The following is a 26181-nucleotide window of genomic DNA, read 5'->3' on the forward strand; positions in this document are numbered from 1 at the left end:
AGTACTATATCTAAAAAGAAGCATTCTCGATATTCTTTTAAGAATACCGGGTCTTTTGGAGGATGTCCTATGTCTCGGAAAGTTATAAACTCAAAACAATTAGATATGATTATTGAACAAATGGTAAAAACGGTAGAATCAAGTAAGGATGAAATATTTGAAATTGGGGAAAATTCCCGAAAAGAATTTGAAAGTCTAGGGAAAGAATTACATGCAGTAAAGCAAGAAGTGACAGAGCTGATTAACAAACAGGATAATCTGGAAATTCAGGTCCGTAAAGCAAGAAATCGTTTATCTGAAGTAAGTAGGCAGTTTAAAAATTACACAGAAGAGCAAATTAGACAAGCCTATGATCATGCACATGAGCTTCAATTAGAACTACATACGACTTCGCAAAAAGAAATGCAACTCAGAAACCGCAGAAATGAAATTGAGCGGCGTCTCCTCAATTTGGAGGAAACCATTTCGAAAGCAGATCGACTTGTTAGCCAAGTATCAGTTGTGCTAAACTACGTTACTAGCGATTTACAGCATGTTGGGCAAATGATTGCAGATGCTACAGAAAAGCGGGAGTTTGGCTTTAAGATTATGGAGGCACAAGAAGAAGAGCGACGTCGACTATCTAGGGAAATCCATGATGGACCAGCTCAAATGCTTGCCAATGTTATGATGCGCTCCGACTTGATTGACCGTACATACAGAGAGCGTGGACCAGGAGAAGCTATTTCAGAAATTCGATCGTTAAAAGTAATGGTACGAACCGCTTTATATGAGGTTAGAAGAATTATATACGATCTCCGGCCCATGGCACTTGATGATTTAGGACTTGTGCCTACATTGAAAAAATATATTTCGACTATCGAGGAATATCACAAGGGTTATCCTCGAATCGAATTTATTAATTTGGGGGTAGAGCACCGTATTTCATCAAATTTGGAAGTTGCGGTGTTTCGGTTAGTGCAAGAGTCGCTTACAAATGCGATTAAACATGCACAAGCGAGCTCCATAAATGTGAAATTGGAAGTAAAGTCTACCCATATTACCGTCTTTGTAAAAGATGACGGAGTAGGTTTTGACACGACAGAAAAAAAGAAAAGTCGTTTGGCTTGATAGGTATGAGAGAGCGTGTGCAGCTGATCAGTGGAGAACTGGATATCAAGTCCGAGCCTGATCGAGGTACTACCGTATTCATTAAAATACCGTTAAGCTAAAGATATTTGGGAGGATGAGAGGATTGGATACGACAAAAATCGTGATTATTGATGATCATCAGCTTTTCCGTGAAGGTGTGAAACGCATTTTGGATTTTGAAGCGAACTTTCACGTTATAGCAGAAGGGGATGACGGGGAAGAAGCGCTGGACTTGATGGCCAAGCATGATCCTGACGTATTCATCATGGATATCAACATGCCAAAAGTAAATGGGGTAGAAGCAACAAGACGTTTGGTCGACGCCAACCCAGAAGCAAAAATCATCGTATTGTCCATTCATGACGACGAAAATTATGTAACGCACGCTCTTCAGACAGGCGCACGAGGCTATCTTTTAAAAGAAATGGATGCCGATGCACTAGTCGATGCGGTGAAAGTGGTAGCAGATGGGGGTTCCTATCTTCATCCGAAGGTCACGCATAATTTGGTACGTGAATACCGCCGCTTGACTGAAAATGGTATTTCAAATGGGGGGCGTAACGGCAGTGGAAGTGGCGGAACAGCCTCAGCTACATATCAGCAAGTAGAAATTCGACGCCCGCTTCATCTGTTAACACGTCGAGAGTGTGAAGTGCTTCAGCTTTTAGCGGACGGTAAAAGCAACAAAGCAATAGGCGAAGCACTATTCATTAGTGAAAAAACAGTGAAAAACCATGTCAGTAACATCCTTCAAAAAATGAATGTAAATGACCGCACCCAAGCAGTTGTCGTTGCCATCAAGAACGGCTGGGTAGAGGTCCGCTAACCTTGGAGAGTGATTTCTCCAGGGTTTCTTTTTTTACTGTGGCTGGGAAAGTGACGGGGATTTGCGGACGGCGAAATTTGCTAAATATGTGTCGAATGGCAAATAAACTATTCCAATTGGCAAATAAAAGCGAAAAATGGCAATTAAATTAAAAAGTTGGCAAATAAATTTTGAAAATAGCAAATAAAACATAAATGACACCTTCGAGAAGGTAAGCTCAATCACCCTCACTACCATCTTCTGCACAAAATTCAAACAATAGATGAAACTTCCACCTATTTCATGTACAATTTAATAGAACGAAACGAATATTTGGATAAGGAAGGTCACCTAATATGAAAACGGCTATTGTAACAGATAGTACTGCCTACATCCCTGTAGAATTACGCGCAAAGCATGACATACATATGATTCCACTTAATGTGATTTTTGGAAACGAGTCGTACCAAGAGGAAGTGGAAATAAAAATCGAGCATTTTTATGAGGAAGTAAAAAATAATCGTGACCTGCCTTCCACGTCACAACCTGCAATTGGCGAGTTTGTGGAACTATATGAACGGCTTGCAAAGGAATATGACGCTATTGTTAGCATTCATCTATCCAGTGGAATTAGTGGCACTTATCAAGGAGCGGTTGCTGCTGGTGAAATGGTAGATGAAACGGATGTACATGTGTTTGACTCCGAAATTAGTTGTATGATCCAAGGATTTTATGTGTTGGAAGCTGCTGAAATGGCAGCAGAAGGAAAAAGTCCTGAGGAGATTTTAGGACGTTTGAACCAAATGAAAGAATCTGATCGGGCTTACTTTATGGTAGATGATTTATCACATTTACAACGTGGAGGCCGATTAAGTAGTGCCCAAGCAATTGTTGGCAGTTTACTACAAGTGAAGCCTGTCCTTCATTTTGTCGATACAAAAATTGTTCCTTTTGAAAAAATCCGTACCCGCAAAAAAGCAGTGAAGCGAATTCTCGACTTATTCGATGAAGATGCGTCGCAACAGGTGCCGATGCGGGCAGTTGTCATTCATGGCAACCGTGAGGCAGAAGGAGAAGAATTGAAAAAGGAACTCGAACAAAAATATCCACATGTGGAATTTTACCTTAGCTATTTTGGTCCGGTAATAGGCACTCACCTCGGTGAAGGTGCACTTGGCCTTGGCTGGTATAAACGCTAAATTACTTACATGAATAACACCATAGGCAGAGGGCTGCTTGTGGTGTTTTTTCATATGTATACCAAGTGAAAAAGGAGGAAAGTAATGTTATTTCATCTACAAAACAACATCCTCAAACCCTCAACTAAACCTGATGCAAAACGCATCTCCGAATTTGAGACTATTCCCCATCCAACTGAACAACAAAAATTCCCTTTCAACAAAGAGCTTCAGTACTATCTCTTCGGAAAAAGACTGCTACCTGATGAACTCCCTTTTCCAATAGAAATGGTTCAAGAACATTATCAGACTGGATATATTATCTTTTCTAAAGGTGTTCAACAGTCAAAGACAGGTTATGTTTGCAATCGTTGTGGAAATAAAGAATCACATCTCTTTTTCACTTTCGCATGTGCACGCTGCCTTAAGCAATGTACTTACTGTCGAAAGTGTATCATGATGGGGAGGGTAAGTGAATGCACACCCCTTTTAAGTTGGAATGGTGCACAACCGGAACAGTTCGTTAACAAAGAAACAAATCTAGCATGGGAGGGCACGCTTTCCAAAGGGCAGCAGCTTGCGTCCAATCAAGTCGTCCAAGCTATAAACCATCAACGATCTCTATTAGTTTGGGCTGTCTGCGGGGCTGGCAAAACAGAGGTACTCTTTGCAGGTATTCACACAGCCCTCACCAATGGTAAAAGAGTTTGCATTGCTACCCCAAGAACCGACGTCGTCCTCGAACTTTCTCCACGTCTGAAAAAGGTTTTTCCTGCCGTCGACATTGCTACGTTATATGGAGGTAGTGAAGATAGAGGGAAAAATGCCCCACTTACCATCTCTACTACCCACCAGCTCCTTCGGTATTACGAGGCGTTTGACACCTTAATAATAGATGAAGTAGATGCCTTTCCTTATTCACTTGATGAAACATTGGAGTATGCGGCTTCTCAAGCACGAAAAAGGACGGCGAGCACCATCTACCTTAGCGCTACCCCTTCAGCGAAGATGCAAGCCCAAGTAAAAGTGAACAAGCTACAAGCTGTCACTATTTCTGCAAGATACCACGGGAAAATGCTACCTGTCCCAACCTTTGAATGGTGTGGCAATTGGGAGAAGAAATTACAGAAAAACAAATTGCCCAGGAATTTGCTTTTATGGATCAAACAGCATCACGAAAATGGGAGACCGATCTTTTTATTTGTTCCCAAAATTGTGCGCCTGGAAAAAGTAACCTCTCTCCTACAAAAAGAATATGGAGACATTGTGGCAGGCGTCCATGCTAAAGACAAGGAACGGAAAGAAAAGGTGGAGAGCTTTCGAAAAGGGACCATCCGCATTCTTGTCACCACAACCATTTTGGAGCGTGGTGTGACGGTGGAAAATGTTCAAGTGGGAGTGCTTGGAGCAGAAGGGACCATTTTTACAGAAAGTGCCCTTGTACAGATTGCTGGGAGAGCGGGTCGCAGCAGTACGTATTCAAATGGGGATGTCCGCTTTTTTCATTACGGGAAAACGAATGAAATGGTCGCTGCTAAAAATCATATTAGACGAATGAATTATCGTGCGAAACAAGGAGGGTTCCTAGGTGAGTAATTGCTTCATCTGTCATGGAGAGTTAGCAAGATCGTTTGGGTGGAATGATTTTCTCGGTATGTCTTCTGAAAAGTCCATTATCTGTTTTGCTTGTGAACAAGAATTTGAGAAAATTACGGGAAAGCTATGTGTTATTTGCGGAAGGATTTGGGAAGCTGTTCCTTTAGACAATCGTCACGGAGATCTTTGTTCAGATTGTTTCAAATGGGAATATTCCCTCGAAGCCAAAGGTTCATTAAAAATGAACCGTTCCATCTATAAATACAATGAGCATATGAAAGAGATACTGGCTAGCTACAAGTTCAGAGGGGATGCCATGATTGCCAACGTTTTTCAATCCTCTTTTAAGGAAGGCTTTAATCTGTTTTATAAAAAGGAAGAGCCGCTTGTTGTCCCGATTCCACTTAGTCCAGAACGCCTCTACGAAAGAGGCTTCAATCAAGCGTTGTTACTTGCGGAGTTATTAGGTGAACCGGTGGCAGACATACTTACAAAAGCAGATGCTCCTAAACAATCTAAAAAAGGACGACAGGAGAGATTGGTGCGCGAGAACACCTTTCATATTGTCTCGCCTGAAAAAGTGAAAGCTAAAAAAATTTTATTAGTGGATGATATTTACACTACGGGAACAACGCTTCGTATGGCAGCTAAATTACTTCGGGATGCGGGTGCTACAAGTATTTCGGCATTAACACTGATTCGCAGTTAACATTTCCCGAGATTTTACGATATAAAGAGTAGAACGTTTTGTACGAAAGGAAGTTGCCTTATGTCTCAACTCGAAAATTGTCCAAACTGTGATGCCATTTTTGTGAAAAATACCATTAGAGAAGTGTGTGAAGCCTGCTATCGTCAGGAAGAAACTGCTTATCAAACGGTTTATTCCTTTATTAGACAACGTATGAACAGAATGGCTAATATAGAGCAAGTAGTGGAGCAGACTGGAGTATCAGAATCCCTTATTTTAAAATTTATTCGAAAAGGCAGAATTCAGCTTGCTCAATTTCCTAATTTAGGGTATCCCTGTGATAGATGTGGTACGATAATAAGAGAAGATAAATTATGTCCGTCTTGTAAAAAAGATATTCATGGCCAGCTAACAGAGCTGGATCGTGAAGAAGAAAGACAGCAAGCATTAAAGAGCCAAGGAAAAACGTACCATGCAGGAAATCAAAAATATAAATAAACATTAAGATGGAATTGCCGATAAGATAGGTAGAAACGTTGTTCGGAAAGGAAGCGGTAACAATGAAAATTAATAATGTTGGACCTTCAGGTATGAACCCGTATAAAAATCACTTAAAACATCAACAGCTACAAATGAATAACCAACCAAAAGGAGATCAGCTGGAAATCTCCAATAAGGCGAAAGAAATGCAAGAGAAATCACAGTTTACGGAAGCACGCCAAGAGAAAATTGCTAAGCTAAAAATTTCAATTGAAAACGGCACGTATCAAGTAGACTCGAAGGCAGTTGCCAATAAAATGATCGATTATTATTTCAATAAATAAGGAGTGCCTATGTCAACTTCTACACTTATCACTGTATTGGAAAAGATGTCTACTTTACATGCCTACCTCTATGAACTAACTGTCCGGAAAGAGGAGGTAGTCAAGGGAAATAAGGTGGATGAACTGCAGCAAATTACAAGAGAAGAGCAGCAATATACACGAGCGATTGTCCAATTGGAAAAACAGAGGGAGCAGTTATCAGGGAACAAAACGATTTCTGAGGTTGCAGAAGTGAGTTCTCCAGAAGAAAAGACAGTGCTGCTCAATTTAAAAGAGAAACTACTAGATACGATTGAAAAAATTAAAGTTCAAAACGAGCTGAACCAATCGCTTTTACAGCAATCGCTCCAATTTGTCACCATGACAATGAACACCTTAAACCCGCAGCCAACTGCTGTAAACTATGAAAAACCTGCGAACTCTAAGAAAAGTCCCAGTGCGCCCGGACGTTCTTTGTTCGATTCAAAAGCTTAGGAGGAAAACCCATGCGTTCAACATTTCATAGTCTTGAGGTAGCGAGGCGTGGCCTCGTAGCTCAACAAACTGCCTTGCAAACAGTTGGTCATAATATTGCGAATGCCAACACACCAGGCTTCACGAGACAACGAGTAAATTTCGTCCAAACTGAACCATATCCACCAGCATCTTTAAACCGTCCTCAAATACCAGGTCAAATGGGAACTGGCGTAGAGGTGGGGAATATCCAGCGTGTACGAGAAAGCTTTTTGGATATCCAGTATCGTGGTGAAAACAACAAGCTTGGATATTGGGAAACACGTGCCGAATCCTTGCAAAAGATGGAAGAAATTATGAATGAGCCATCAGAAACAGGGCTATCCACTACATTAGACCGCTTTTGGCAGGCTTTTCAGGATCTTGCTGTTAACCCGACAAATGCCGGTGCCCGTTCCGTTGTAAGGCAACGCGGACTTGCAGTGGCCGAAACGTTCCGGTATCTATCTGATTCATTATCTTCTGTTCAAGCTGATATGAAAAACGAATTAGATGTCACGGTAAAACAAGTAAACGCATTGTCCCAGCAAATCAATAACATCAACAAGCAAATTGGGGAATTGGAGCCACACGGTTACCTTGCGAATGACTTGTATGATGAGCGGGACCGTCTTGTGGACGAGCTCTCCAAGCTTGTGAATATTAAAACGACAATAGTATCAAGCAGCGGAAACCCTAGCAGCATCGCAGAAGGAAAGCTGACCATCGACATGGTAGATGAAACTGGCCGGAAAATCGGGACGCTTGTTGATGCTAACAGTCTTCGTGTAAACAATTTATCGTTAGAGTACCGTGCAGAAACAGGGCTTGTTGATGGATTTAAGCTCGCTGATACAAGTTTCGGCATTGAGAGTATGCAAGCCTCTGGTAAGTTGCGCGGGCTCATCGATTCCTTTGGATTCATGCAAGGCAATGTAGAAAAGGGAATATATCCAGATATGTTAAATCACCTTGATACACTTGCCTTTGAATTTGCACAAGAAATAAACAGAGTCCATCAATCGGGCTGGAGTGTTTCTAGCATGGAGTCTGGAGAGCATACCGCTTTTAAATTTTTCGAATTTACCAATACAGATATTTCTGCTGGTAACATCAAAAATGCAGCGAAGCTTTTCACAGTATCAGCAGATATCATTCAGTCCCTTGATAATATCGCTGCTTCCGGCTATAACCAAGGAGTCATTGCAACAGGGGAATTTTATGGCTATAGCGGAGTAGAGAATATTTCAATCACGGTACAATCCACCGTAGACGCGAACGGAACGCAGCAATTTACGTACAAAATATACGATGCTTCTAAGTCGCCTAAACAGGAATTGAAAACATCTGGAGAGTTTGCAAGTTTAGAAGAGCTTGCAGCAACACTTTCGGAAGAATTTGTCGATGAAGACGGCAACCCATCCGTAAGTTTTAACATGGACTTTGTCCGAAATGAGGACCTTACCAAAGGAAACTTCATTACAGTGAATATTCCAAACACAGGAGAGGTGGCAGGTCGTGTTGGGGACGGAAGCAATGCTATTGCCCTTGCGGAAGTTAAAGCAAGGACGCTGCAGCTTAACGGAGTATCCACTACGTTCCAAAACTATTACGAGAGTGTCATTGGGGGCTTGGCGGTTGATGCTCAGGAAGCTAACCGACTTGCCTATAACAGTGAAACCCTGCGATTATCCGTAGATCAGCGTCGTCAGTCTGTGAGTGGCGTTTCTCTGGATGAAGAAATGACCAATATGATTCAATTCCAGCACGCATACAATGCATCAGCAAGAATGATTACATTAACAGATGAGCTTTTAGATAGAATTATTAATGGAATGGGAATAGGCGGAAGGTAGGTGTAAAAAATGCGAGTGACACAAAGTATGCTAACGCAAAACTCCTTGCGTCAGCTTAGTACAAGCTATAGTAAAATGGGAAAGCTGATGGAACAGCTGTCCACAGGAAAAAAAATCTCTAGACCATCCGATGACCCAGTTGTTGCGATGAAGGGGATGTATTACCGTACTAACTTAACAGAGCTTGAACAATACAAGCGAAACCTGAGTGAGTCCTATGCTTGGATGGAAAATTCTGAGGCTGCACTGGAGCACGTTCAAAGTGTAATGCATCGTGCAAGTGAACTAGTAGTCCAAGGAGCAAACGGTACACTTTCACCAGAAGATCGTGTGGCTATTGCAAAAGAAATCGAACAATTAAAGCTTGATTTCGTTCAAGTGGCCAATTCTCAAGTGGCAGGCAAGTATATATTCAATGGCACAGCGGTTGATAAACCAAGGATTTTGGATGCGAATGACCCTACTTCTGTGAGTAATGAAAATACTCCGTTTGAAGTGGAAGTATCAAGAGGAATTAAACTTCAGTCAAACATTAACTCTGACAACGTGTTCAACCAGGAAATGATGGAGATTTGGAATGGCATCCAAGCTGCATTCGAAAATGATGATATTGCTGCGTTATCAACTCTTAAAGAGCGATTTGATAAAAGTGCAGATCTTATTTCGGCAGAGCGATCCGAGCTTGGTGCACGCTATAATCGCCTGGAAATGATTGACGACAGAATTGGCTATCAAGAGGTGATTGCAACTCGTATTCTTTCTGACAACGAAGATGCCGATATTGAAAAGGTCATTACAGATTTGACATCTCAGGAAAGTGTACACCGTGCTTCTCTTGGTGTAAGTGCCCGTGTTATTCAACCATCTTTATTAGATTTTCTACGATAGAAGAGGGACTGTCTTAGAGGTACCTGTCTAGTTGACAGTCCTTTAAAGACAGTTTTTTCAGTATAGAAAGGGGATTTAATAATGCTCTTCCCGCAAATCAGATTGCGATCGACTTTTGCTCAGACAGAATTGCAGATTGAAAAGCCAATACAAGAAATCCAACAACCGAATGCTGAAATGACCATGGAACAGCCAAAAGCTGAACTGACTATGGAACGTATACCTTCCAGACTAACCATCGATCAAACCCAGGCTCGCGAGGATATGGATTTAAAGAGTGTTGGTAGAAGAATTGAGGAAGCAGCCCAGCTAGGTTATCAGAATTGGCTTGCTGGACTTGCCCGCGTTGCCCAAGACGGCAATGAAATGATGAGAATTGAAAATGGTGGCGGAGCAATTGTACGACAGGCAAAACGGAATAGCGAAGGCCCGCCTAAAGAATTTAATATTGGCTGGATTCCCTCTCATTTTAGTGTGAAAATAGATTATGAGCCAGGTTCAGTTGATATCCAGTGGCAGGTAAGAAGACCAGTGGTAGATGTAGAGGTGAAAAAGCCGATTCACCAATATATTCCTGGATTCACACAGGTGAATCTTGCAAACTATAACTCTATCAATATTGACTTTGAAAATCTTCGCCATGTAGGAACAGGTGGTTATGAACAAAAAATATAAGGTCGTGATTAGATGAAAATAAAAACAAAGTATCATGGATTAATTGATTACAATCAAGAAGACGTTTTTCAATTTCCAAATGGCATTCCTGGTTTTATGGAAGAAAAAGAGTTCTTAATTATTCCCTTTTCAGAAGACAGAACTTTTTTAATCTTACAATCCACGAAAACCCCTGAACTTGGTTTTGTGCTGACAAATCCATTTTCATTTAATCCACAGTATGATTTTAATTTAGAGGAACAGGCAGTGGAAACGCTGGATTTAGAATCTGAAAAGGATGTATTGGTCTATTCCATCCTGACAATAGCGGAACCATTTCAAAACACAACTGCTAACCTTCAAGCTCCAATAATCTTGAATTCAAAAAAGAATCTTGGAAAGCAGGTTATTTTAACAGGTACAAGCTATCAAACAAAACATAAGTTGTTTTCAGAGGGAGTAGTCAAATAGAAAGGAGGAGGTTGCATGCTTGTACTTACACGTAAAATAAAAGAGGCAATTAAAATTGGTGATGAGATTGAAATTACTATTTTAGGAATGAGTGGAGATCAAGTAAAGCTTGGTATTCAGGCACCAAAGCATATTGAGATTCATAGAAAAGAAATCTACCTTTCAATCCAGGAAGAAAACAATGCCGCATCTCACTCCTCCTTGGATATGCTTCAGGCACTATCAAATAACCTTAAAAAGTAAATCCAAAAAAATATATTTCATTCCTCACTAAACACTTATTGAACTTGGTCGATATAAAACATGTAAGCGGAAAGAATTAAAAGGCGGCCGACTTTTGATCTTTCTGCAAATATTATACCGATTACACAAGGAAGTGAAATCGGCAACCATTCAAGGAGGAAAATGAAATGAGAATTAACCACAATATCGCTGCATTAAACACGCACCGTCAATTAGGTACTGCAAACAACGCTCAAATGAAGTCTATGGAGAAACTATCTTCTGGATTACGTATTAACCGTGCTGGGGATGACGCTGCAGGTCTTTCTGTTTCTGAAAAAATGCGTAGCCAAATCCGTGGCTTGGATCAAGCTTCAAGAAACAGTCAAGACGGTATTTCTTTCTTGCAAACTGCTGAAGGTGCTTTGAATGAAGTTTCTGCAATGGCTACTCGTTTAAAGGAACTTGCAGTTCAAAAGGAAAATGGAACGTATAACGAAGAAGACATCACAAACATCGACTTGGAAATGACTTCTTTAACTGAAGAAATCAACAACATTTTTGATACTACTGAATTCAATACGAAGAATGTTTTCGATACAGAAGTTGACATTACTGTTACTCAAGATGCTTCTGTAAAAATGACAATTGCGGCAGCTACACTTGATTTAACTAAAGCTTTAACCTCTGAGAGCACCGTTGCGGAAATTGACGCTGCTATTGATGAAATCAACTTACAACGTGCTACATACGGTTCTCAACAAAACCGTTTAGAGCACACTATCAACAACCTAAACACAACGAACGAAAACCTAACTGCTTCCGAATCTCGTATTCGTGACGTAGATATGGCGAAAGAAATGATGGAGCAAACAAAGAACTCTATCCTTGCGCAAGCATCTCAAGCAATGTTGGCTCAATCCAATCAAATGCCTCAAGGTGTACTTCAACTATTGAGATAATTGATTTAGAGGGCGTCTAGTTTGGTAACGAGCTAGAGTATAACTGGGTGAATTGCTGGAACTTCCTAAAGCTTCCTCTACCACAACGTAATTGGAAACGATAAGCGTGATGGTATGAAAATGAAGAAGATGAACAATGGATAATCAGCAGCCAAGCTCCTGTGAGGAAACTCTGGAGAAGGTTCAACGACTAGAGAAAACGGTCTAAGGTGAGAACTATGACTATGAATCTCGTAGGGCAGCAATAACTGTTCGAAGTGCCCAGCTCCATTAAAAATGGATGAAGATATAGTCTATTCTGTAATCGAAAGATGCAGTCGCAAAGCAAGCGAACCAACAACCACAAGGAGTTTTACAACTTCTTCGTTAATTATATTCAAAAAATACTCTTGGACTTTCCAAGAGTATTTTTTACTATGTTATAACTAATCTACCTTCAATTGATAAACTACTGACCAACAACTTCTGCTAGAATTTTAGGTTAATAATGTATTAGTCAAATTATATGTTTTTTGGTCTTGTTAGCTCCTGTATCTCCTCACTATTATATTTTTCACAACAACTTTGAATAACTTCATCCTCTGGATATTTACTTTTCTACTAGGTATTTCTAGTTTATTTTAAAAAATGCACACTTGTCACTGTTTGAACTATAATCAAGGTAGTCCATAGTGTCTTTTGTACATGCTGATTAAAATCCAAAACATTTCTCAATTTTTTTGCTGAATTTAAAAGGAATTGAAGACTGTGAGAAACTGTAAACCTTTCATACGAACAATTCGACTTATGAACAACATTGTAAGCAGAGAGAAATATGGGGAGTAAAGTACGCTTTCTTTAGGTGATTAATACGAAACGATTTCGAAAGTGAACGTTATTCATAATTTTTTCTTAGTGAAGAATGGTTTTTAACTGTCAAAAAAATATGGAAATAACTTGATGAAAGAGGAAAAGAAGCCGATCATATGGTGTTTCTCTTGAGGGGAGCATAAAACTATTCTGGAAAAACCTTTCGATATCTATATTCTTTTAACACGGTGGAGTAGTGTTGTCTATAACTATTATTCGTCCTTCTATTCTATTATTTTTATTATCTTGCCATCCTCCTATTTACTAATGTTGAACTTCTGTTATGGTAAAAACACAATATCCCCCTTTGACCTTGAAGGGAATGTGCGTGTTATTTTACTTATGATAAATTCCTAAACAATAATGAATACAAAAACTTCACGTTTACTAAATCCATCCGATATTAATAATAGAAAACAATTTCTCGGAGGGGACCTGTATGCAAATTTCGCCAACGGCAAGCAACTTGGATTCCACAGCAAGAGTACTTTCAAAAGGAACGATTTCAAGCAAGATTGATAATTCAGTAAAACAAACAAAAAAAGCTCAACCAGAAGAAAATAGAGCTCAAATGGAAACGATTGTGGACGGCATGAATGATTTCATGAAGCCGATGAACATCTCGGTACGCTTCCAGCTACACGAAGAGTTGAATGAGTATTATGTGACTGTTGTGGATGCAGTTACTGATGAAGTGATAAGGGAGATTCCAGCCAAGAAATTTTTAGATATGTATGCAGCAATGACAGAATACATGGGGTTATTTGTTGATAAAAAGATTTAGGTGGTGATTAATAATGCGCTTAACTGGTTTTCAGAGTGGATTAGATATTAATCAAATGGTTAGTGATTTAATGAAGGCTCAACGTATACCTATGAATAAGTTAACACAACAAAAGCAGTTATTAGAGTGGAAACGTGACGATTACCGTGAAGTTAATCGTTTGTTGAATGAGTTTAGCAATCTTTCTTTTAATATGACGTTACAGAGGAGTTATTCGCAGAAGAAGGTAACATCAACGAACACTAGCGTTTCGGCCACTGCCACTTCTACGGCAGCTAATGTTTCGTACACTCTTTCAAATGTAAAGGTTGCGACTGTAGCTACAAATGCTTCGTCAAGCTCAATGATGACTAGCGGGAAAAAGCTAGACACTGCAAAAAGTTTGTGGGAACAGCGTGGGGATATTGCAAATTATGATTCGTTAAATTCTATTGTGGATCCTCGTTCGGTTACACAAGAAACTGATAGAGTGTTTGTTGGAACCGACTTTGATCCTAAGGAGCTAACTCTAATTAAAGTGACTAATAATGAAGGTGAGGTTAGCACCTATTCGATGGTTAGTAGTACTGACCAGTTCCAAGAAGGGGAAAACCAAGCTTTCTATGATGAGTCTACTGGAGAAGTAATTTTTAGCAATACTTTAGAAGCTGATTCTGTCATTGAGGCTCCACCTAATTATAAGTTTGCGATTACTACATATAATCAAACGGGTGAACCATTAGTACACGAGTTCAGTTTTCGAGCTGACGCAACAATGAACGAGATTATTTCGCAAATTAATAGTTCGAAACTGGGGCTTACTGCCTTTTTTGATGATTTTAATGGTGGTCTCGTTTTAACAAAGAGAGAAGCCGGTGATTTTAATAACGGTGGAAACGAAATAGAATTTTCAGGTGCTTTCCTTACCAATGTAATGAATCTTAACCAGAATAATGAACAGGGTGGTACTTCTGCAAAAGTGACCATCAATGGAGTTGAAACGGAACGTAACTCTAACAACTTCACCATCAACGGCGTTACCTTCAATCTAAATGAAAATATGGCCCCTGGTGAATCTGCAGTTATTAACGTAGCTAACGACACTGAACAAACGTTTAATACGATTAAGGATTATTTAACTAAATACAACGAATTGATTGAAAAAATAAATGCCAAACTCGGAGAACCATTGTACCGTGATTACAAACCACTTTCTAAAGACGAAAGAGAAGCACTTTCTGATAGGCAAATTGAGCAGTGGGAAGAAAGAGCGAGGAGTGGTTTGTTGAGAAATGACTCCATCCTTTCTTCTGGGTTAGGTAAGATGAGAACTTCACTGTATGAAACAGTAGGGGGATTAGGTGGTTCTTTTAGCCATTTAGCACAGATAGGAATAACAACAAGTACGGAATATATGGATAAAGGGAAGCTTATTTTTGACGATGACAAACTTCGGGAAGCAATTGAAAAAGACCCGAATTCTGTCATGATGATGTTTACGTCAAATGGAAATAACGAAACAGGTATTGGTATTGCAAGAAAGCTAAGAGAAGCTGCTCAAGGTACAATAAGAAGTATTGAAGCACGTGCAGGAAATGCCAGTCGTACAGCTCAACAGTTCACAATTGGCCGCGAGTTAATAAACGTGGACAAACGCATATCAGCATTCGAACGCCGTATGCAAACTGTAGAAGCACGCTATTGGCGCCAATTTACCGCAATGGAAAAGGCGATTGGACAAGCAAATAGTCAATCAATGCAATTAATGAGTTACTTTAACAATGGCTGATAAAAAGGAGTGAACAACGATGGCGATAAAGAATCCATATCAGGCTTATCAGCAGAATTCTGTTAATACTGCGACTCCCGGCGAGTTAACATTAATGCTTTATAACGGTTCGTTAAAATTCATGAAGCTTGCCAAAAAGGGAATCGAAGAAAATAATATTGAATTAAAAAACACAAATCTTATCAAAGCGCAAAATATCATTCAGGAATTGATGGTGACTCTGGACGTATCTCAAGATGTCGGAAAATCAATGATGTCGTTGTACGATTACATGAACCGCAGATTGATCGAAGCAAATCTAAAAAATGATCAAAGCATAATTGAAGAAATCGAAATTCATATGACGGAGTTTCGAGACACATGGAAGCAAGTAATTCAAGCATCTCGCCAACAAGCTTATGCTGAAGGCGGAAGTGTCTAATGACAATTGTAGAAAGTTTGGACAAGATTACTAGTCACTTAATTGCGTTATTGGAAAGTCCATTACCAGCAGAAGAGAAACGTGATTCATTTATGGAAGAGATTGACCAAGTGTTACAAGCAAGAGAAGAGTTGATAGCGAAACTTTCACCTCCTTTTTCTGATATAGAGATGGTAATTGGGAAAAAGGTAGCTTTAGCTAGCCAGGAAATCCCCACAAAACTGGAGGCTTTTCAACGTCAAATCAAGCAAGAGTGGGGTCAGCTCCAACAGTCCAAAAAGACTGTGAAAGCTTACGAGAACCCATACAACGCACCGACTGCCGATGGAATGTATTATGATAAGAGGAACTAATAATCATGAACGAACAAGATTTTTATTTTTTGCAGGATTATAATGCCCTTTTAGATGCATTAGCAGAAGCTTATAATCATCTTCGTGATAAATCAGGGAACTGCTCTGATAAGGTGAATGAACAAGTGCTATTAGCTAGTCAGGAAGCGGTAGTTAAAATAAATGAAACAAACAAAACGGTTAAAGAAATTCTTAAAAACCATCAATCAATTTCTGATTATTTACATGAATTTTCAAGTTTTTTGAATGAATTGGAAGATAGTGGATATTTTTATCAGGACTTTTCTATTCAACAAGAATTCCTACTTGAAAAGGTTTATCCGTTATTCAGTCTATGGAAAAATAATATGCAGAAATGCCTTTTCCGGTATATTGCTCATTAAGCCCTCTTACTATATAAGAGGGTTTTTAAATTGATAAGAAACTTTTCCCAATTATCCGCATATACTTGATTCACCCCTTCAGAACAAGGTTTGGACTAGGATTCACAAAATCTTAACATTTTTTTAACGTTTAAGCAGGAATTGTGTAGGGTATTGTAGAAATATGTTTACATAGCTTTCATAAAAGCTTAACCTTCCATTTTTCAGGAAGGAATATGTAGGCAGAATGTTTGGGTTTTTCCTAAACAGGAACAAAAGGAGGAGTTCGATTTATGAAGTACAACGTTCGCGGTGAAAACATTGAGGTAACTCCAGCAATCCGAGATTATGTTGAAAACAAAATCGGAAAGATTGAACGCTATTTTGATTCCACAGAAAATGCTGAAAGCAAAGTTAATTTGAAAGTCTACAACAACTACCAAAAAATCGAAGTAACAATTCCTATGACAGGACTAGTTCTACGTGCAGAAGAAAGTCATGAAGATCTCTATGCCGCAATAGACCTCGTCGTAGATAAATTAGAGAGACAAATTAGAAAGCATAAAACAAAAGTAAATCGCAAGCTTCGGGACACAGGTTCTCCTAAATATTTATTTAATGAAGTTATCGAAAATGGTGCACCAACAAACGTAGCAGTTGAGGATGAAGAGGTGGAAGCTGACTTAGTTCGTACGAAGCGCTATAACTTAAAGCCAATGGATAGCGAGGAAGCCATCCTTCAAATGAATTTACTGGGTCACAATTTCTTCGTATTCTTAAATGCTGCAACGAACGAAACGAATGTCGTTTACAAACGTAATGATGGTAAATATGGCTTGATTGAGTCTTACTAATATACAAAGGGACCTCGTACAGGAGGGTCCCTTTTTAAGTGATTCTGGCTATTCCTACTCCATGTGAAATATGTTTTTTTGCATTTCGACATTTTTACCTAGCGCTATTTCTCGGGAAATGTCATTCTAATTGGTGTTGTGTCATTTCCTGCTAATTTTCTGAAAAGATAAGCTTCTATATCCCTCTATAAGTTGTACCAACCCCCAATAAGTGTTAAAATTTAAATATTATATTTAGCTATACGACTATAGTTACAGAGGAGCGTTTGTATGCTTGGTTTACTGAATAAAGTGTTTGATATGAATAAGCGTCAGTTAAAGCGTTTGGAAAAATTGGCGGATCAGATTGATTCCCTAAATGGAGATGTGGCGAAGTTAACGGATGACCAGCTGCGTGAGAAAACAGTTGAATTCCGGAGCCGCTATCAAAAGGGTGAGAAATTGGATGATATGCTAGTTGAAGCATTTGCGGTAGTCCGTGAGGCTTCTAAACGTGTGTTGGGGCTATATCCTTATAAAGTTCAGTTAATGGGGGGCGTTTCCTTACATGAAGGAAACATTTCCGAAATGAAAACAGGGGAAGGTAAAACCCTGACTTCGACTATGCCGGTTTACTTAAATGCTATAACTGGAAAAGGTGTGCATGTTGTAACGGTAAATGAATACCTTGCAAGCCGTGATGCAACCGAGATGGGGCAGTTATACGAGTTCCTTGGTCTTACAGTTGGCTTGAATCTTAATGGACTAACTCGCGAAGAGAAAATTGAAGCGTATAAAGCAGATATCACCTATGGGACAAACAATGAGTTTGGTTTCGACTATCTTCGAGACAACATGGTGTTATATAAAGAACAGATGGTACAGAGACCCCTTCATTATTCCGTTATTGATGAGGTGGACTCCATTTTAATCGATGAAGCCCGTACTCCGCTTATTATTTCTGGTAGTGCACAAAAATCTGCGAAATTATATATTCAAGCAAACGCATTTGCCCGTACTTTGACTCAGGATGTGGATTTTACTTATGATGTCAAAACTAAGGGTGTGCAGCTAACAGAAGACGGAATTACAAAAGCGGAAAAAGCCTTTGGAATTGAAAATTTGTATGACATTTCCAATGTGGCATTAAACCACCATATCAATCAGGCATTGAAGGCACATGTGACGATGCATAATGATGTTGATTATGTAGTCCAAGAAGGCGAAGTCGTCATCGTTGACCAATTTACAGGTCGTTTGATGAAAGGTCGACGCTACTCAGATGGATTGCACCAGGCTATTGAAGCAAAAGAAGGCTTGGATATTCAAAATGAAAGCATGACGCTTGCAACGATTACGTTCCAGAACTACTTCCGTATGTATGAAAAGCTTGCAGGTATGACTGGTACTGCGAAAACAGAGGAAGAAGAATTCCGTAATATTTATAATATGAACGTTATCGCGATTCCAACAAACCAAGATATCGTTCGTGACGACCGTGCAGATCTTATCTTTAAAACAATTGACGGGAAGTTTAACGCTGTTGCCGATGATATTGCAGAGCGTTACAAAAATGGACAGCCTGTCCTAGTTGGTACGGTTGCGATTGAAACCTCGGAAGTCATTTCAAAATTGTTGACGAAACGTGGAATTAAACATAATGTCCTGAATGCGAAAAACCATGCTCGTGAGGCGGATATCATTCTAGATGCTGGTCAAAAAGGTGCAGTTACGATTGCGACAAATATGGCCGGTCGTGGTACAGATATCAAGCTTGGTGAAGGTGTGAAGGAAGTTGGCGGTCTTGCTGTTGTTGGTACAGAGCGTCACGAATCCCGACGGATTGATAATCAGCTTCGTGGTCGTTCCGGTCGTCAAGGGGACCCTGGGGTAACTCAGTTCTATCTTTCCATGGAAGATGAATTAATGCGCCGCTTCGGTTCCGATAATATGAAGACGATGATGGAGCGTCTTGGAATGGATGACACTCAACCAATCCAAAGTAAAATGGTTTCTCGTGCAGTGGAATCTGCCCAAAAACGTGTGGAAGGAAACAACTTCGATGCTCGTAAACAGCTTTTACAATATGACGATGTCCTTCGTCAGCAACGTGAAGTAATTTACAAGCAGCGTTTTGAAGTGCTTGATTCTGAAAACCTACGTAATGTGGTAGAAAGAATGCTCGTTTCTGCCATTGAACGACAAGTGGGCTTATTTACTCCGAAAGAAGAGGTTCCAGAAGATTGGAATATGCAAGGAATCATTGATTATGTGGACGCAAACCTTCTAGAAGAAGGCGATGTGACGCTGAATGATATCCGTGGTAAAGAGCCAGAAGAAATTTCTGAGTTAATCATTGAAAAAGTGAAGGCTCGTTATGATAAAAAAGAGCAAGAGCTAACAGAAGAACAAATGCGTGAATTTGAAAAAGTAGTCGTTCTTCGTGCAGTTGATAGCAAGTGGATGGATCACATTGATGCAATGGATCAGCTACGTCAAGGTATTCACCTTCGTGCTTACGGTCAAATTGATCCACTTCGTGAGTATCAGTTCGAAGGATTTGCTATGTTCGAAAACATGATTGCGGCAATTGAGGAAGATGTGGCGAAGTATGTAATGAAAGCCCAAATTCGCAATAACCTGCAACGTGAAGAAGTAGCAAAAGGGCAAGCAGTCGTTCCGAAAGAGGATGGCGGCGAGCCACCTAAGAAGAAACCTGTAAAAAAAGCAATGGACATAGGTCGTAATGACCCATGCATTTGCGGAAGTGGTAAAAAATATAAAAATTGCTGTGGATAATAAAAGCTAACTGAAGTGGGGCGAGTGTGCTCCACTTTTCCTATGTTTAATGAATGATGTTTCAGGTCCACTCCAGGTACTTTTTTATTTTCATGAAATACGATATGATAAACTATTAGTTGCCCTGTTACTATGAACGGGAAAAAATAATGAGGTGAACAAGATGGAATTAGTAGAGATTCGTCAAGAGTTAGAAAAAATGGCTAAGCGATTAGTTGAGTTTAGGGGGTCTCTTTGACTTAGAGACAAAAGAACGTCGTATTGCAGAGCTTGATAATGAAATGTCCAATCCTGAATTTTGGAATAATCAGAATGCAGCTCAGGCTATCATTAATGAAGCAAATGCTTTGAAAGAACCAGTTGCTCAGTTACATGAATTAAATGAAAACTATGAAAATCTACAATTAACATATGAATTAGTCAAAGAAGAACCAGACGCTGATTTAGAAGCAGAGCTTGCTAGTGAAGTAAAAACAATAGCAGAGGATTTCAATAAATTTGAACTTCAATTATTGTTAAGTGGTGAGCATGATAAAAATAATGCCATCCTTGAATTACACCCTGGTGCTGGTGGAACAGAATCACAGGACTGGGGCTCCATGTTACTACGTATGTATACGCGTTGGGCAGAGCGTAAAGGCTTCAAGGTCGAAACACTTGATTACCTTCCAGGTGATGAGGCTGGAATCAAAAGCGTAACATTGCTGATTAAAGGGCATAACGCATATGGCTATTTAAAAGCCGAGAAAGGCGTCCATCGTCTTGTACGTATTTCACCTTTTGATTCGTCTGGTCGCCGTCACACGTCCTTCGTTTCCTGTGAAGTCATGCCTGAATTTGATGACAACATTGAAATTGATATCCGGACGGAGGACTTAAAAATTGATACGTATCGTGCAAGTGGCGCAGGTGGTCAGCATATTAACACGACGGACTCTGCTGTAAGGATTACACATACTCCAACAGGAGTCGTGGTTACTTGTCAAACCGAGCGTTCTCAAATTAAGAACCGCGAACGTGCAATGAAAATGTTGCAAGCTAAGCTTTATCAGAAAAAACTGGATGAACAACAAGCAGAATTAGATGAAATCCGTGGAGAGCAGAAGGAAATTGGCTGGGGCTCACAAATTCGCTCCTATGTCTTCCATCCTTATTCGATGGTAAAAGATCACCGCACTAGCGAAGAGGTAGGGAACACACAAGCTGTGATGGATGGTGACTTGGATCCGTTTATTGATGCTTACTTACGTTCGAAGTTATAAAAGTCCAAGGCATCTCTTAGCAATTCCAATTGCTTAGAGGTGTTTTTTTATAGGCTCTTTTCTAAAAGATTTTTGTCATATTATCGGTTTTGGGAATTTGTTTGTATGTTGCTTGGAATGATACCTACCTCCAAAGGAATATAAAAGACCATCAAAGGTAAGTGGAATACCTCGAAAGGTTTGTAAGAAAGCATCAAAGGTTTTTAAAAGATCTCGAAAGGTTTCCCGAATACCTCAAAAGGTGGTTGTTTAGTGAAAATAAATCAACCTAGTTCGAAGTCACCCCCCCTCACCCTCGAATAACCCAACCTAAATAGGAAAAAACTATATGCATATTTACCGACTCCTCCCCTTTTTATTAACGCTTTACCACGTTATTTCGGTACCATTTACACCCTTGCCATACCATGCTATACTCTTGCTCGTTGTGTGAAATTTTAATGGAAACTTCTTTGGAGGGACACAAATTGAGTCGTAAAAATAGAAATGGTAACAAAGGGAATCCTTTGTACGATCGTATAAAGGAATATACATATGTCATTCTTGGATCAGTTATTGTGGCACTAGCTTTTAATTTGTTTTTACTTCCTAACAGAATTGCATCAGGAGGAGTAAGTGGAATCAGTACCATTTTGGATTCTGTAGTGGGCTGGGAGCCAGGAATTGTACAGCTATGCTTCAATATACCGCTTTTTTTAGCAGGTGTATTGCTATTGGGAAAGCAATTTGGTTTAAAAACGTTAGTGGGAACTATCACATTACCACTTACAGTACTTTGGACTAGTGGGCTTGCACCAGCGACGGAGGATCCACTCTTAGGTAGTTTGTTTGGTGGAATGGGAGTCGGTCTTGGTTTAGGACTAGTATTCCGCGGTCGAGCGTCAACTGGTGGAACGGATCTGGCGGCACAAATTATCCATAAATACTCTGGGCTCACACTTGGGGCATGTGTCGCAATTATTGACGGACTTATTGTAGTATCTTCGGCGATCGTATTTAACTTGGAACTAGGAATGTACGCTTTGATAGGTCTTTTTGTTACAAGTAAAACAATTGATTTTGTTCAAGTGGGACTTGGCTATTCTAAAATGGCTATTATCATTACGAAAAATGAAACAGCGGTTAAGGAAGCCATTCTCACAAAAATTGATCGTGGTGTGACAAAGCTCTCTGCTTATGGTGGATATACAGAAACAGAGCTTCCTGTTTTAATGTGTGTGGTGGATCAGACGGAATTCACAAAATTGAAACAAGTGGTTCGCACCATTGACCCGTCTGCATTCGTGGTCGTTACGAACGCATCAGAGGTCCTTGGAGAGGGTTTTAAAAGAGAGTAATTAGGATATAATAAAATCAATCTTGATAATGATTACATCTCTAAAAATGGGGGACCTACCTATGAAAAAGTATTTTATGGCTTTTGTGATGGGAGCATCACTACTTACTCTTGCTGCTTGTGGTGGTGGCGGTGAAGACCAGGAAACAACCACTGGTGGTGGCGAGTTCACCATGGTGGAAAATGATGAAGCGCAATCGTTGTATAAACAAAGCTGCATCGGCTGTCATGGAGGAAACATGGAAAGTGGCAGCGGACCAAACCTCCAAAAAGTTGGTAGCAAATACAGTGAAGATGAAATAAAAAACATTATTTTAAATGGTAAAGGGTCTATGCCTGTAGTGATTAATGATGATGCGGAAGCAGCTACACTTGCTGGCTGGCTAGCTGAACACAAGTAATAAGGAAAACTCTCTTTCAAGGGAGTTCTTTTTGATTTTCTTGTTCCCAATAAAGAATTTAATTGTTCTTAATATTGAAATAAATTGTATGAACCTCTATAATTATAACTGTGTAGTGTGATAGGACAATTAATAAGGAGGCGATAACTAATTATTGATTTTTAAAAAAACTTAGGAAAGTGAGGATGGTCAGGTATTACTTACGAAAGAAGAAATGCAACTGAATTCGACTATATTAGATAATCAACTAATAAGTAGTTTGGATTAGCATCCACCAAACTACTAGTATTTTTGTTGGGTTTTTAAGTGGTTAATAGTGGAAATATACTAAGACTTATTAACTTAATTGTCGGAATTTTTCGTTTAATGCAATAATGTATATTGAAAATTACGATTGTTAAAAATATAATTTGGATTGTAAAGATTTTGGACTAACGTAAGTAATTGGTACTGAAGGTAGAGTCTAGAATTTTTGCCGGTTTTCATGAAATATATATAAATGGGGAGTGGGATGATTTGAAGCAAAAGTTATATGCAGCATTAATGCCTTTATTGGTTTTAGTACTAGTATTTAGTACATTCCAATCAAGTGGTGTATCCGCAAACTCAAACAAAGCGGTGGAGTTGGCGACCTTACAAGGGGATTTTGATTTATCATCCTCAAAAGCCGTTAAAGTAATTGTTGAATTACAAGAAGAATCAATTGTTGAAGCGAAGCACAATGGGAAAAAGCAATCTAAACAAAACCTGAAAAATGCTCGCGATAAAGTAAAGAAAGAAGTTTCACAACGTACGTCCAAAAGTAAAGTGGAGCGCGAGTATGAGCATGTATTCTCTGGGTTCTCTTTGGAAATCCCTGCAAATGAGATTCCTAGTTTACTAGCGACTCCTGGTGTAAAAGCTGTATATCCTAATGTGGAATATACAACAACTGAAGTATTGACAAATGAAGAATTCAGTCCAGCTATGTTTGATTCGGCTCCATTTATCGGATCAAACGATGCTTGGGATTTAGGATTTACTGGTGAAGGTGTAACGGTTGCAGTTATCGATACTGGTGTTGATTACACACATCCTGACCTTGCACCAAACTTTGGTGTATATTTAGGATGGGACTTTGTTGATAATGATGCAGATCCGCAAGAAACCCCTCCTGGTGACCCTCGTGGAGCGGCAACGACTCATGGAACGCACGTTGCTGGTACAGTAGCAGCAAATGGTCAAATTAAAGGTGTGGCACCAGATGCGACATTACTTGCCTATCGTGTCCTTGGTCCTGGTGGAAGTGGTTCTACGGAAAATGTGGTAGCAGCAATCGAAAGAGCGGTTCTTGACGGAGCAGATATAATGAACCTTTCTCTTGGGAACTCATTAAACTCTCCTGACTGGGCAACATCTATCGCACTTGACCAAGCAATGGCAGAAGGTGTAGTAGCAGTTACTTCTAATGGTAACGCTGGTCCTAATAACTGGACAGTAGGATCTCCGGGTACTTCCCGTGAAGCAATCTCTGTTGGAGCAACCCAACTACCTTACAATGTATTTACAGCAACAACTACTTCTTCTGATGGAGCATCTTATGCTTCCTCTGCTGTTCAAGGATTCCCATCTGAAGATGAGCTATTATCATTGAACGGTCAAGATTTTGAATTAGTCGATGTAGGATTTGGATCACCGCAAGAATTTGCTGGAAAAGATGTAGAAGGTAAAATTGCACTAATCAGCCGTGGTGCTGGTATTGCTTTTGTAGATAAAGCTACTGCTGCTAAAAATGCAGGTGCAGTTGGAGCTATCATTTATAACAACGTTGCAGGTGTAATGCCGAACGTTCCAGGTATGGATGTTCCAACTATCATGTTGAATCAGGCTGATGGACAAGCACTTTTAGCTAAAGTCAACGATGTAACAGTAAGCTTTGATATTGCTTTCTCTGAAAGAGTTGGAGAAACAATGGCAGACTTTTCTTCCCGTGGTCCTGTTATTGATACTTGGATGATTAAGCCTGATGTATCTGCTCCTGGTGTCAATATTGTAAGTACAGTTCCAACTTTCAATCCGGACGCTCCTCATGGTTACGGTGCGAAGCAAGGAACAAGTATGGCTTCTCCACACGTAGCTGGTGCAGCTGCAGTTATTCTTCAGGCAAATCCTGATTGGGGTGTGTATGAAGTGAAATCTGCTTTAATGAATACAGCAGAGAAGCTGATTAACCCTGCAACAGGTGCAGAATACCCGCACAACACGCAAGGAACTGGTAGTATCCGTGTTGTAGATGCATTGCAAGCTGAAACGCTTGTAAATCCAGGCAGCTACTCTTTCGGAGTGTTTGAAAAGACGAAAGGTAAGCAAGTGGAAAGACAGCAATTTGAGATTACAAACCTATCTAATAAAGAAAAACGCTATAACATTCAATTTGAATTTAAAAATGAAGTAAGTAAACATGTAAAAGTAACGACTAGCAATAACACAAAAGTAAAGCCAGGCAAAAGCCAGAATGTAAATGTGAATGTTCAGGTTGATGCTTCTAAGCTGTCAGATGGTTATTATGAGGGACATTTACTAATCTCAGAAGGGGGTAAAACAATTCAAGTTCCTACCATTCTATTTGTAGGAGAACTAGATTATCCTCGAGTAACAACTGCTGGTTTTGTAGTATTGGGAGATAATAACTTTGAACTATATAGCTACCTTCCTGGTGGTGCAGACGAGCTAGAATTTTGGATCTACACAGCAACTGCCAGTGGTGATTTAGGAACATATGTAGGTGATGCTCTTTATGACAGCAATCTTGGTAAAGGATATAACTACCATAACTGGGATGGGAAGCTTGTAGACGGAAGAGCTCTCCCTGCAGGGAATTACAGACTTGCGGTATATGCGAAGAAGGGCAATTTCGACCGAGCTATTCTTGCTACTGATGTTCTAACTATTCGATAGGTTAATAAATTGTCAATTTCAAAAACCACTTTCAGGTTGTATATCTGAAGGTGGTTTTTTTTGTATAAAAAATGACGATATTTTTCGACATTCTCCTTGAAAATGGAAGTAAAACCCTGTATTTCCAATCTATTAGATAATTTGAAAAGAAACTGTAATAATAAATACTCTTATTTTGTCGAAATAGATGCTATAATAATAAAGTGAATTTATGCGGGAGCTTGTGAAAATATACATAGTTTAATATAAAAGTCGTATATTTTGCTTTTCCGTTATTGCTCTTATATACATTCCTAATGAAGTTGTCGA

Annotated in this window: 24 protein-coding genes and 1 pseudogene; all 25 read left to right on the plus strand. The window is 39.6% G+C overall.

Translation table 11 applies throughout. The features are described 5' to 3' along the window. The first annotated feature begins 69 nt into the window (after positions 1-69). The 25 genes and pseudogenes from LRP81_RS10960 to LRP81_RS11080 all read left to right on the plus strand — a co-directional run bounded on the left by LRP81_RS10960 (position 70) and on the right by LRP81_RS11080 (position 25872). Positions 70-1211, plus strand: a pseudogene (locus tag LRP81_RS10960) (sensor histidine kinase). A gap of 14 nt (positions 1212-1225) precedes the next feature. Next, positions 1226-1957 carry a response regulator gene (locus LRP81_RS10965; RefSeq protein WP_230501319.1) on the plus strand — a complete coding sequence of 244 codons (732 nt, stop codon included), beginning with the start codon at positions 1226-1228 and terminating at the stop codon, positions 1955-1957. Positions 1958-2292: 335 nt separating this feature from the next. Continuing rightward, positions 2293-3135, plus strand: a complete 843-nt coding sequence (locus LRP81_RS10970) for a DegV family protein (protein ID WP_230501320.1) — start codon at positions 2293-2295, stop codon at positions 3133-3135. A gap of 84 nt (positions 3136-3219) precedes the next feature. Beyond that, a complete protein-coding gene (locus LRP81_RS10975; RefSeq protein WP_317987064.1) occupies positions 3220-4710 on the plus strand; it encodes a DEAD/DEAH box helicase in 1491 nt (496 codons plus the stop codon). Beyond that, positions 4703-5419 carry a ComF family protein gene (locus LRP81_RS10980; RefSeq protein WP_230501321.1) on the plus strand — a complete coding sequence of 239 codons (717 nt, stop codon included), beginning with the start codon at positions 4703-4705 and terminating at the stop codon, positions 5417-5419. Before LRP81_RS10975 ends, LRP81_RS10980 begins: the two co-directional genes overlap by 8 nt. A gap of 60 nt (positions 5420-5479) precedes the next feature. Beyond that, the gene (locus LRP81_RS10985; RefSeq protein WP_230501322.1) at positions 5480-5896 is read left to right on the plus strand and encodes a TIGR03826 family flagellar region protein; all 417 of its coding nucleotides are present in this window, start codon (positions 5480-5482) and stop codon (positions 5894-5896) included. A gap of 62 nt (positions 5897-5958) precedes the next feature. Next, complete coding sequence (flgM, locus tag LRP81_RS10990; RefSeq protein ID WP_230501323.1) at positions 5959-6222, plus strand: flagellar biosynthesis anti-sigma factor FlgM; 264 nt, start codon at positions 5959-5961, stop codon at positions 6220-6222. A gap of 9 nt (positions 6223-6231) precedes the next feature. After that, positions 6232-6696 (plus strand): flagellar protein FlgN, encoded by a 465-nt coding sequence (locus tag LRP81_RS10995; RefSeq protein ID WP_230501324.1) that lies wholly within the window; start codon positions 6232-6234, stop codon positions 6694-6696. A gap of 11 nt (positions 6697-6707) precedes the next feature. Then, complete coding sequence (flgK, locus tag LRP81_RS11000) at positions 6708-8570, plus strand: flagellar hook-associated protein FlgK (protein WP_230501325.1); 1863 nt, start codon at positions 6708-6710, stop codon at positions 8568-8570. Between the two features lie 9 nt (positions 8571-8579). Next, positions 8580-9458, plus strand: a complete 879-nt coding sequence (gene flgL / locus LRP81_RS11005) for a flagellar hook-associated protein FlgL (protein ID WP_230501326.1) — start codon at positions 8580-8582, stop codon at positions 9456-9458. Between the two features lie 81 nt (positions 9459-9539). Next, on the plus strand, positions 9540-10133 hold the full coding sequence (locus tag LRP81_RS11010) for a DUF6470 family protein (protein ID WP_230501327.1): 594 nt from the start codon (positions 9540-9542) through the stop codon (positions 10131-10133). Positions 10134-10145: 12 nt separating this feature from the next. Further along, the gene (gene fliW / locus LRP81_RS11015) at positions 10146-10583 is read left to right on the plus strand and encodes a flagellar assembly protein FliW (RefSeq protein WP_230501328.1); all 438 of its coding nucleotides are present in this window, start codon (positions 10146-10148) and stop codon (positions 10581-10583) included. A gap of 15 nt (positions 10584-10598) precedes the next feature. Then, positions 10599-10826: a carbon storage regulator CsrA gene (gene csrA / locus LRP81_RS11020; protein ID WP_230501329.1), complete on the plus strand. Its 228-nt coding sequence runs from the start codon at positions 10599-10601 to the stop codon at positions 10824-10826. Positions 10827-10993: 167 nt separating this feature from the next. Continuing rightward, entirely contained in the window at positions 10994-11767 is a 774-nt protein-coding gene (locus tag LRP81_RS11025; protein ID WP_230501330.1) for a flagellin N-terminal helical domain-containing protein, read from the plus strand. Positions 11768-13055: 1288 nt separating this feature from the next. Continuing rightward, complete coding sequence (flaG, locus tag LRP81_RS11030; RefSeq protein ID WP_230501331.1) at positions 13056-13400, plus strand: flagellar protein FlaG; 345 nt, start codon at positions 13056-13058, stop codon at positions 13398-13400. Positions 13401-13413: 13 nt separating this feature from the next. Further along, positions 13414-15168: a flagellar hook-associated protein 2 gene (locus LRP81_RS11035; RefSeq protein WP_230501332.1), complete on the plus strand. Its 1755-nt coding sequence runs from the start codon at positions 13414-13416 to the stop codon at positions 15166-15168. Between the two features lie 19 nt (positions 15169-15187). Beyond that, complete coding sequence (fliS, locus tag LRP81_RS11040; protein WP_230501333.1) at positions 15188-15589, plus strand: flagellar export chaperone FliS; 402 nt, start codon at positions 15188-15190, stop codon at positions 15587-15589. Further along, complete coding sequence (locus tag LRP81_RS11045; protein ID WP_230501334.1) at positions 15589-15942, plus strand: hypothetical protein; 354 nt, start codon at positions 15589-15591, stop codon at positions 15940-15942. Before fliS ends, LRP81_RS11045 begins: the two co-directional genes overlap by 1 nt. Before the next feature lie 5 nt (positions 15943-15947). After that, positions 15948-16325 (plus strand): hypothetical protein, encoded by a 378-nt coding sequence (locus LRP81_RS11050; RefSeq protein WP_230501335.1) that lies wholly within the window; start codon positions 15948-15950, stop codon positions 16323-16325. A gap of 272 nt (positions 16326-16597) precedes the next feature. After that, a complete protein-coding gene (gene hpf / locus LRP81_RS11055; protein WP_230501336.1) occupies positions 16598-17158 on the plus strand; it encodes a ribosome hibernation-promoting factor, HPF/YfiA family in 561 nt (186 codons plus the stop codon). Between the two features lie 270 nt (positions 17159-17428). After that, a complete protein-coding gene (gene secA, locus LRP81_RS11060; protein WP_230501337.1) occupies positions 17429-19936 on the plus strand; it encodes a preprotein translocase subunit SecA in 2508 nt (835 codons plus the stop codon). Between the two features lie 163 nt (positions 19937-20099). Then, a protein-coding gene (gene prfB, locus LRP81_RS11065; protein ID WP_230501338.1) for a peptide chain release factor 2 occupies positions 20100-21198 on the plus strand; the annotation gives its coding sequence in 2 pieces (ribosomal slippage) (positions 20100-20171 and positions 20173-21198; 1098 coding nt in all). Positions 21199-21665: 467 nt separating this feature from the next. Continuing rightward, positions 21666-22535, plus strand: coding sequence for a YitT family protein (locus LRP81_RS11070; RefSeq protein ID WP_399207539.1), 870 nt, complete (start codon positions 21666-21668; stop codon positions 22533-22535). Between the two features lie 61 nt (positions 22536-22596). After that, positions 22597-22935 (plus strand): cytochrome c551, encoded by a 339-nt coding sequence (gene cccB, locus LRP81_RS11075; RefSeq protein ID WP_230501340.1) that lies wholly within the window; start codon positions 22597-22599, stop codon positions 22933-22935. A 516-nt stretch (positions 22936-23451) separates the two neighbouring features. Beyond that, positions 23452-25872 carry a S8 family serine peptidase gene (locus LRP81_RS11080; protein WP_399207542.1) on the plus strand — a complete coding sequence of 807 codons (2421 nt, stop codon included), beginning with the start codon at positions 23452-23454 and terminating at the stop codon, positions 25870-25872. The last annotated feature ends 309 nt before the right edge of the window (positions 25873-26181 follow it).

Origin of the sequence: Sutcliffiella rhizosphaerae (genome assembly GCF_917563925.1) — a bacterium.
Lineage (GTDB): Bacteria > Bacillota > Bacilli > Bacillales > Bacillaceae_I > Sutcliffiella_A > Sutcliffiella_A rhizosphaerae.

Coding starts and splice junctions, on each gene's coding strand:
- LRP81_RS10965 (WP_230501319.1), top strand. CDS start 1,226: ATGAGAGGATTGGATACGACAAAAATCGTGATTATTGATGATCATCAG.
- LRP81_RS10970 (WP_230501320.1), top strand. CDS start 2,293: ATGAAAACGGCTATTGTAACAGATAGTACTGCCTACATCCCTGTAGAA.
- LRP81_RS10975 (WP_317987064.1), top strand. CDS start 3,220: ATGTTATTTCATCTACAAAACAACATCCTCAAACCCTCAACTAAACCT.
- LRP81_RS10985 (WP_230501322.1), top strand. CDS start 5,480: ATGTCTCAACTCGAAAATTGTCCAAACTGTGATGCCATTTTTGTGAAA.
- flgM (WP_230501323.1), top strand. CDS start 5,959: ATGAAAATTAATAATGTTGGACCTTCAGGTATGAACCCGTATAAAAAT.
- LRP81_RS10995 (WP_230501324.1), top strand. CDS start 6,232: ATGTCAACTTCTACACTTATCACTGTATTGGAAAAGATGTCTACTTTA.
- flgK (WP_230501325.1), top strand. CDS start 6,708: ATGCGTTCAACATTTCATAGTCTTGAGGTAGCGAGGCGTGGCCTCGTA.
- flgL (WP_230501326.1), top strand. CDS start 8,580: ATGCGAGTGACACAAAGTATGCTAACGCAAAACTCCTTGCGTCAGCTT.
- LRP81_RS11010 (WP_230501327.1), top strand. CDS start 9,540: ATGCTCTTCCCGCAAATCAGATTGCGATCGACTTTTGCTCAGACAGAA.
- fliW (WP_230501328.1), top strand. CDS start 10,146: ATGAAAATAAAAACAAAGTATCATGGATTAATTGATTACAATCAAGAA.
- csrA (WP_230501329.1), top strand. CDS start 10,599: ATGCTTGTACTTACACGTAAAATAAAAGAGGCAATTAAAATTGGTGAT.
- LRP81_RS11025 (WP_230501330.1), top strand. CDS start 10,994: ATGAGAATTAACCACAATATCGCTGCATTAAACACGCACCGTCAATTA.
- flaG (WP_230501331.1), top strand. CDS start 13,056: ATGCAAATTTCGCCAACGGCAAGCAACTTGGATTCCACAGCAAGAGTA.
- LRP81_RS11035 (WP_230501332.1), top strand. CDS start 13,414: ATGCGCTTAACTGGTTTTCAGAGTGGATTAGATATTAATCAAATGGTT.
- fliS (WP_230501333.1), top strand. CDS start 15,188: ATGGCGATAAAGAATCCATATCAGGCTTATCAGCAGAATTCTGTTAAT.
- LRP81_RS11045 (WP_230501334.1), top strand. CDS start 15,589: ATGACAATTGTAGAAAGTTTGGACAAGATTACTAGTCACTTAATTGCG.
- LRP81_RS11050 (WP_230501335.1), top strand. CDS start 15,948: ATGAACGAACAAGATTTTTATTTTTTGCAGGATTATAATGCCCTTTTA.
- hpf (WP_230501336.1), top strand. CDS start 16,598: ATGAAGTACAACGTTCGCGGTGAAAACATTGAGGTAACTCCAGCAATC.
- secA (WP_230501337.1), top strand. CDS start 17,429: ATGCTTGGTTTACTGAATAAAGTGTTTGATATGAATAAGCGTCAGTTA.
- cccB (WP_230501340.1), top strand. CDS start 22,597: ATGAAAAAGTATTTTATGGCTTTTGTGATGGGAGCATCACTACTTACT.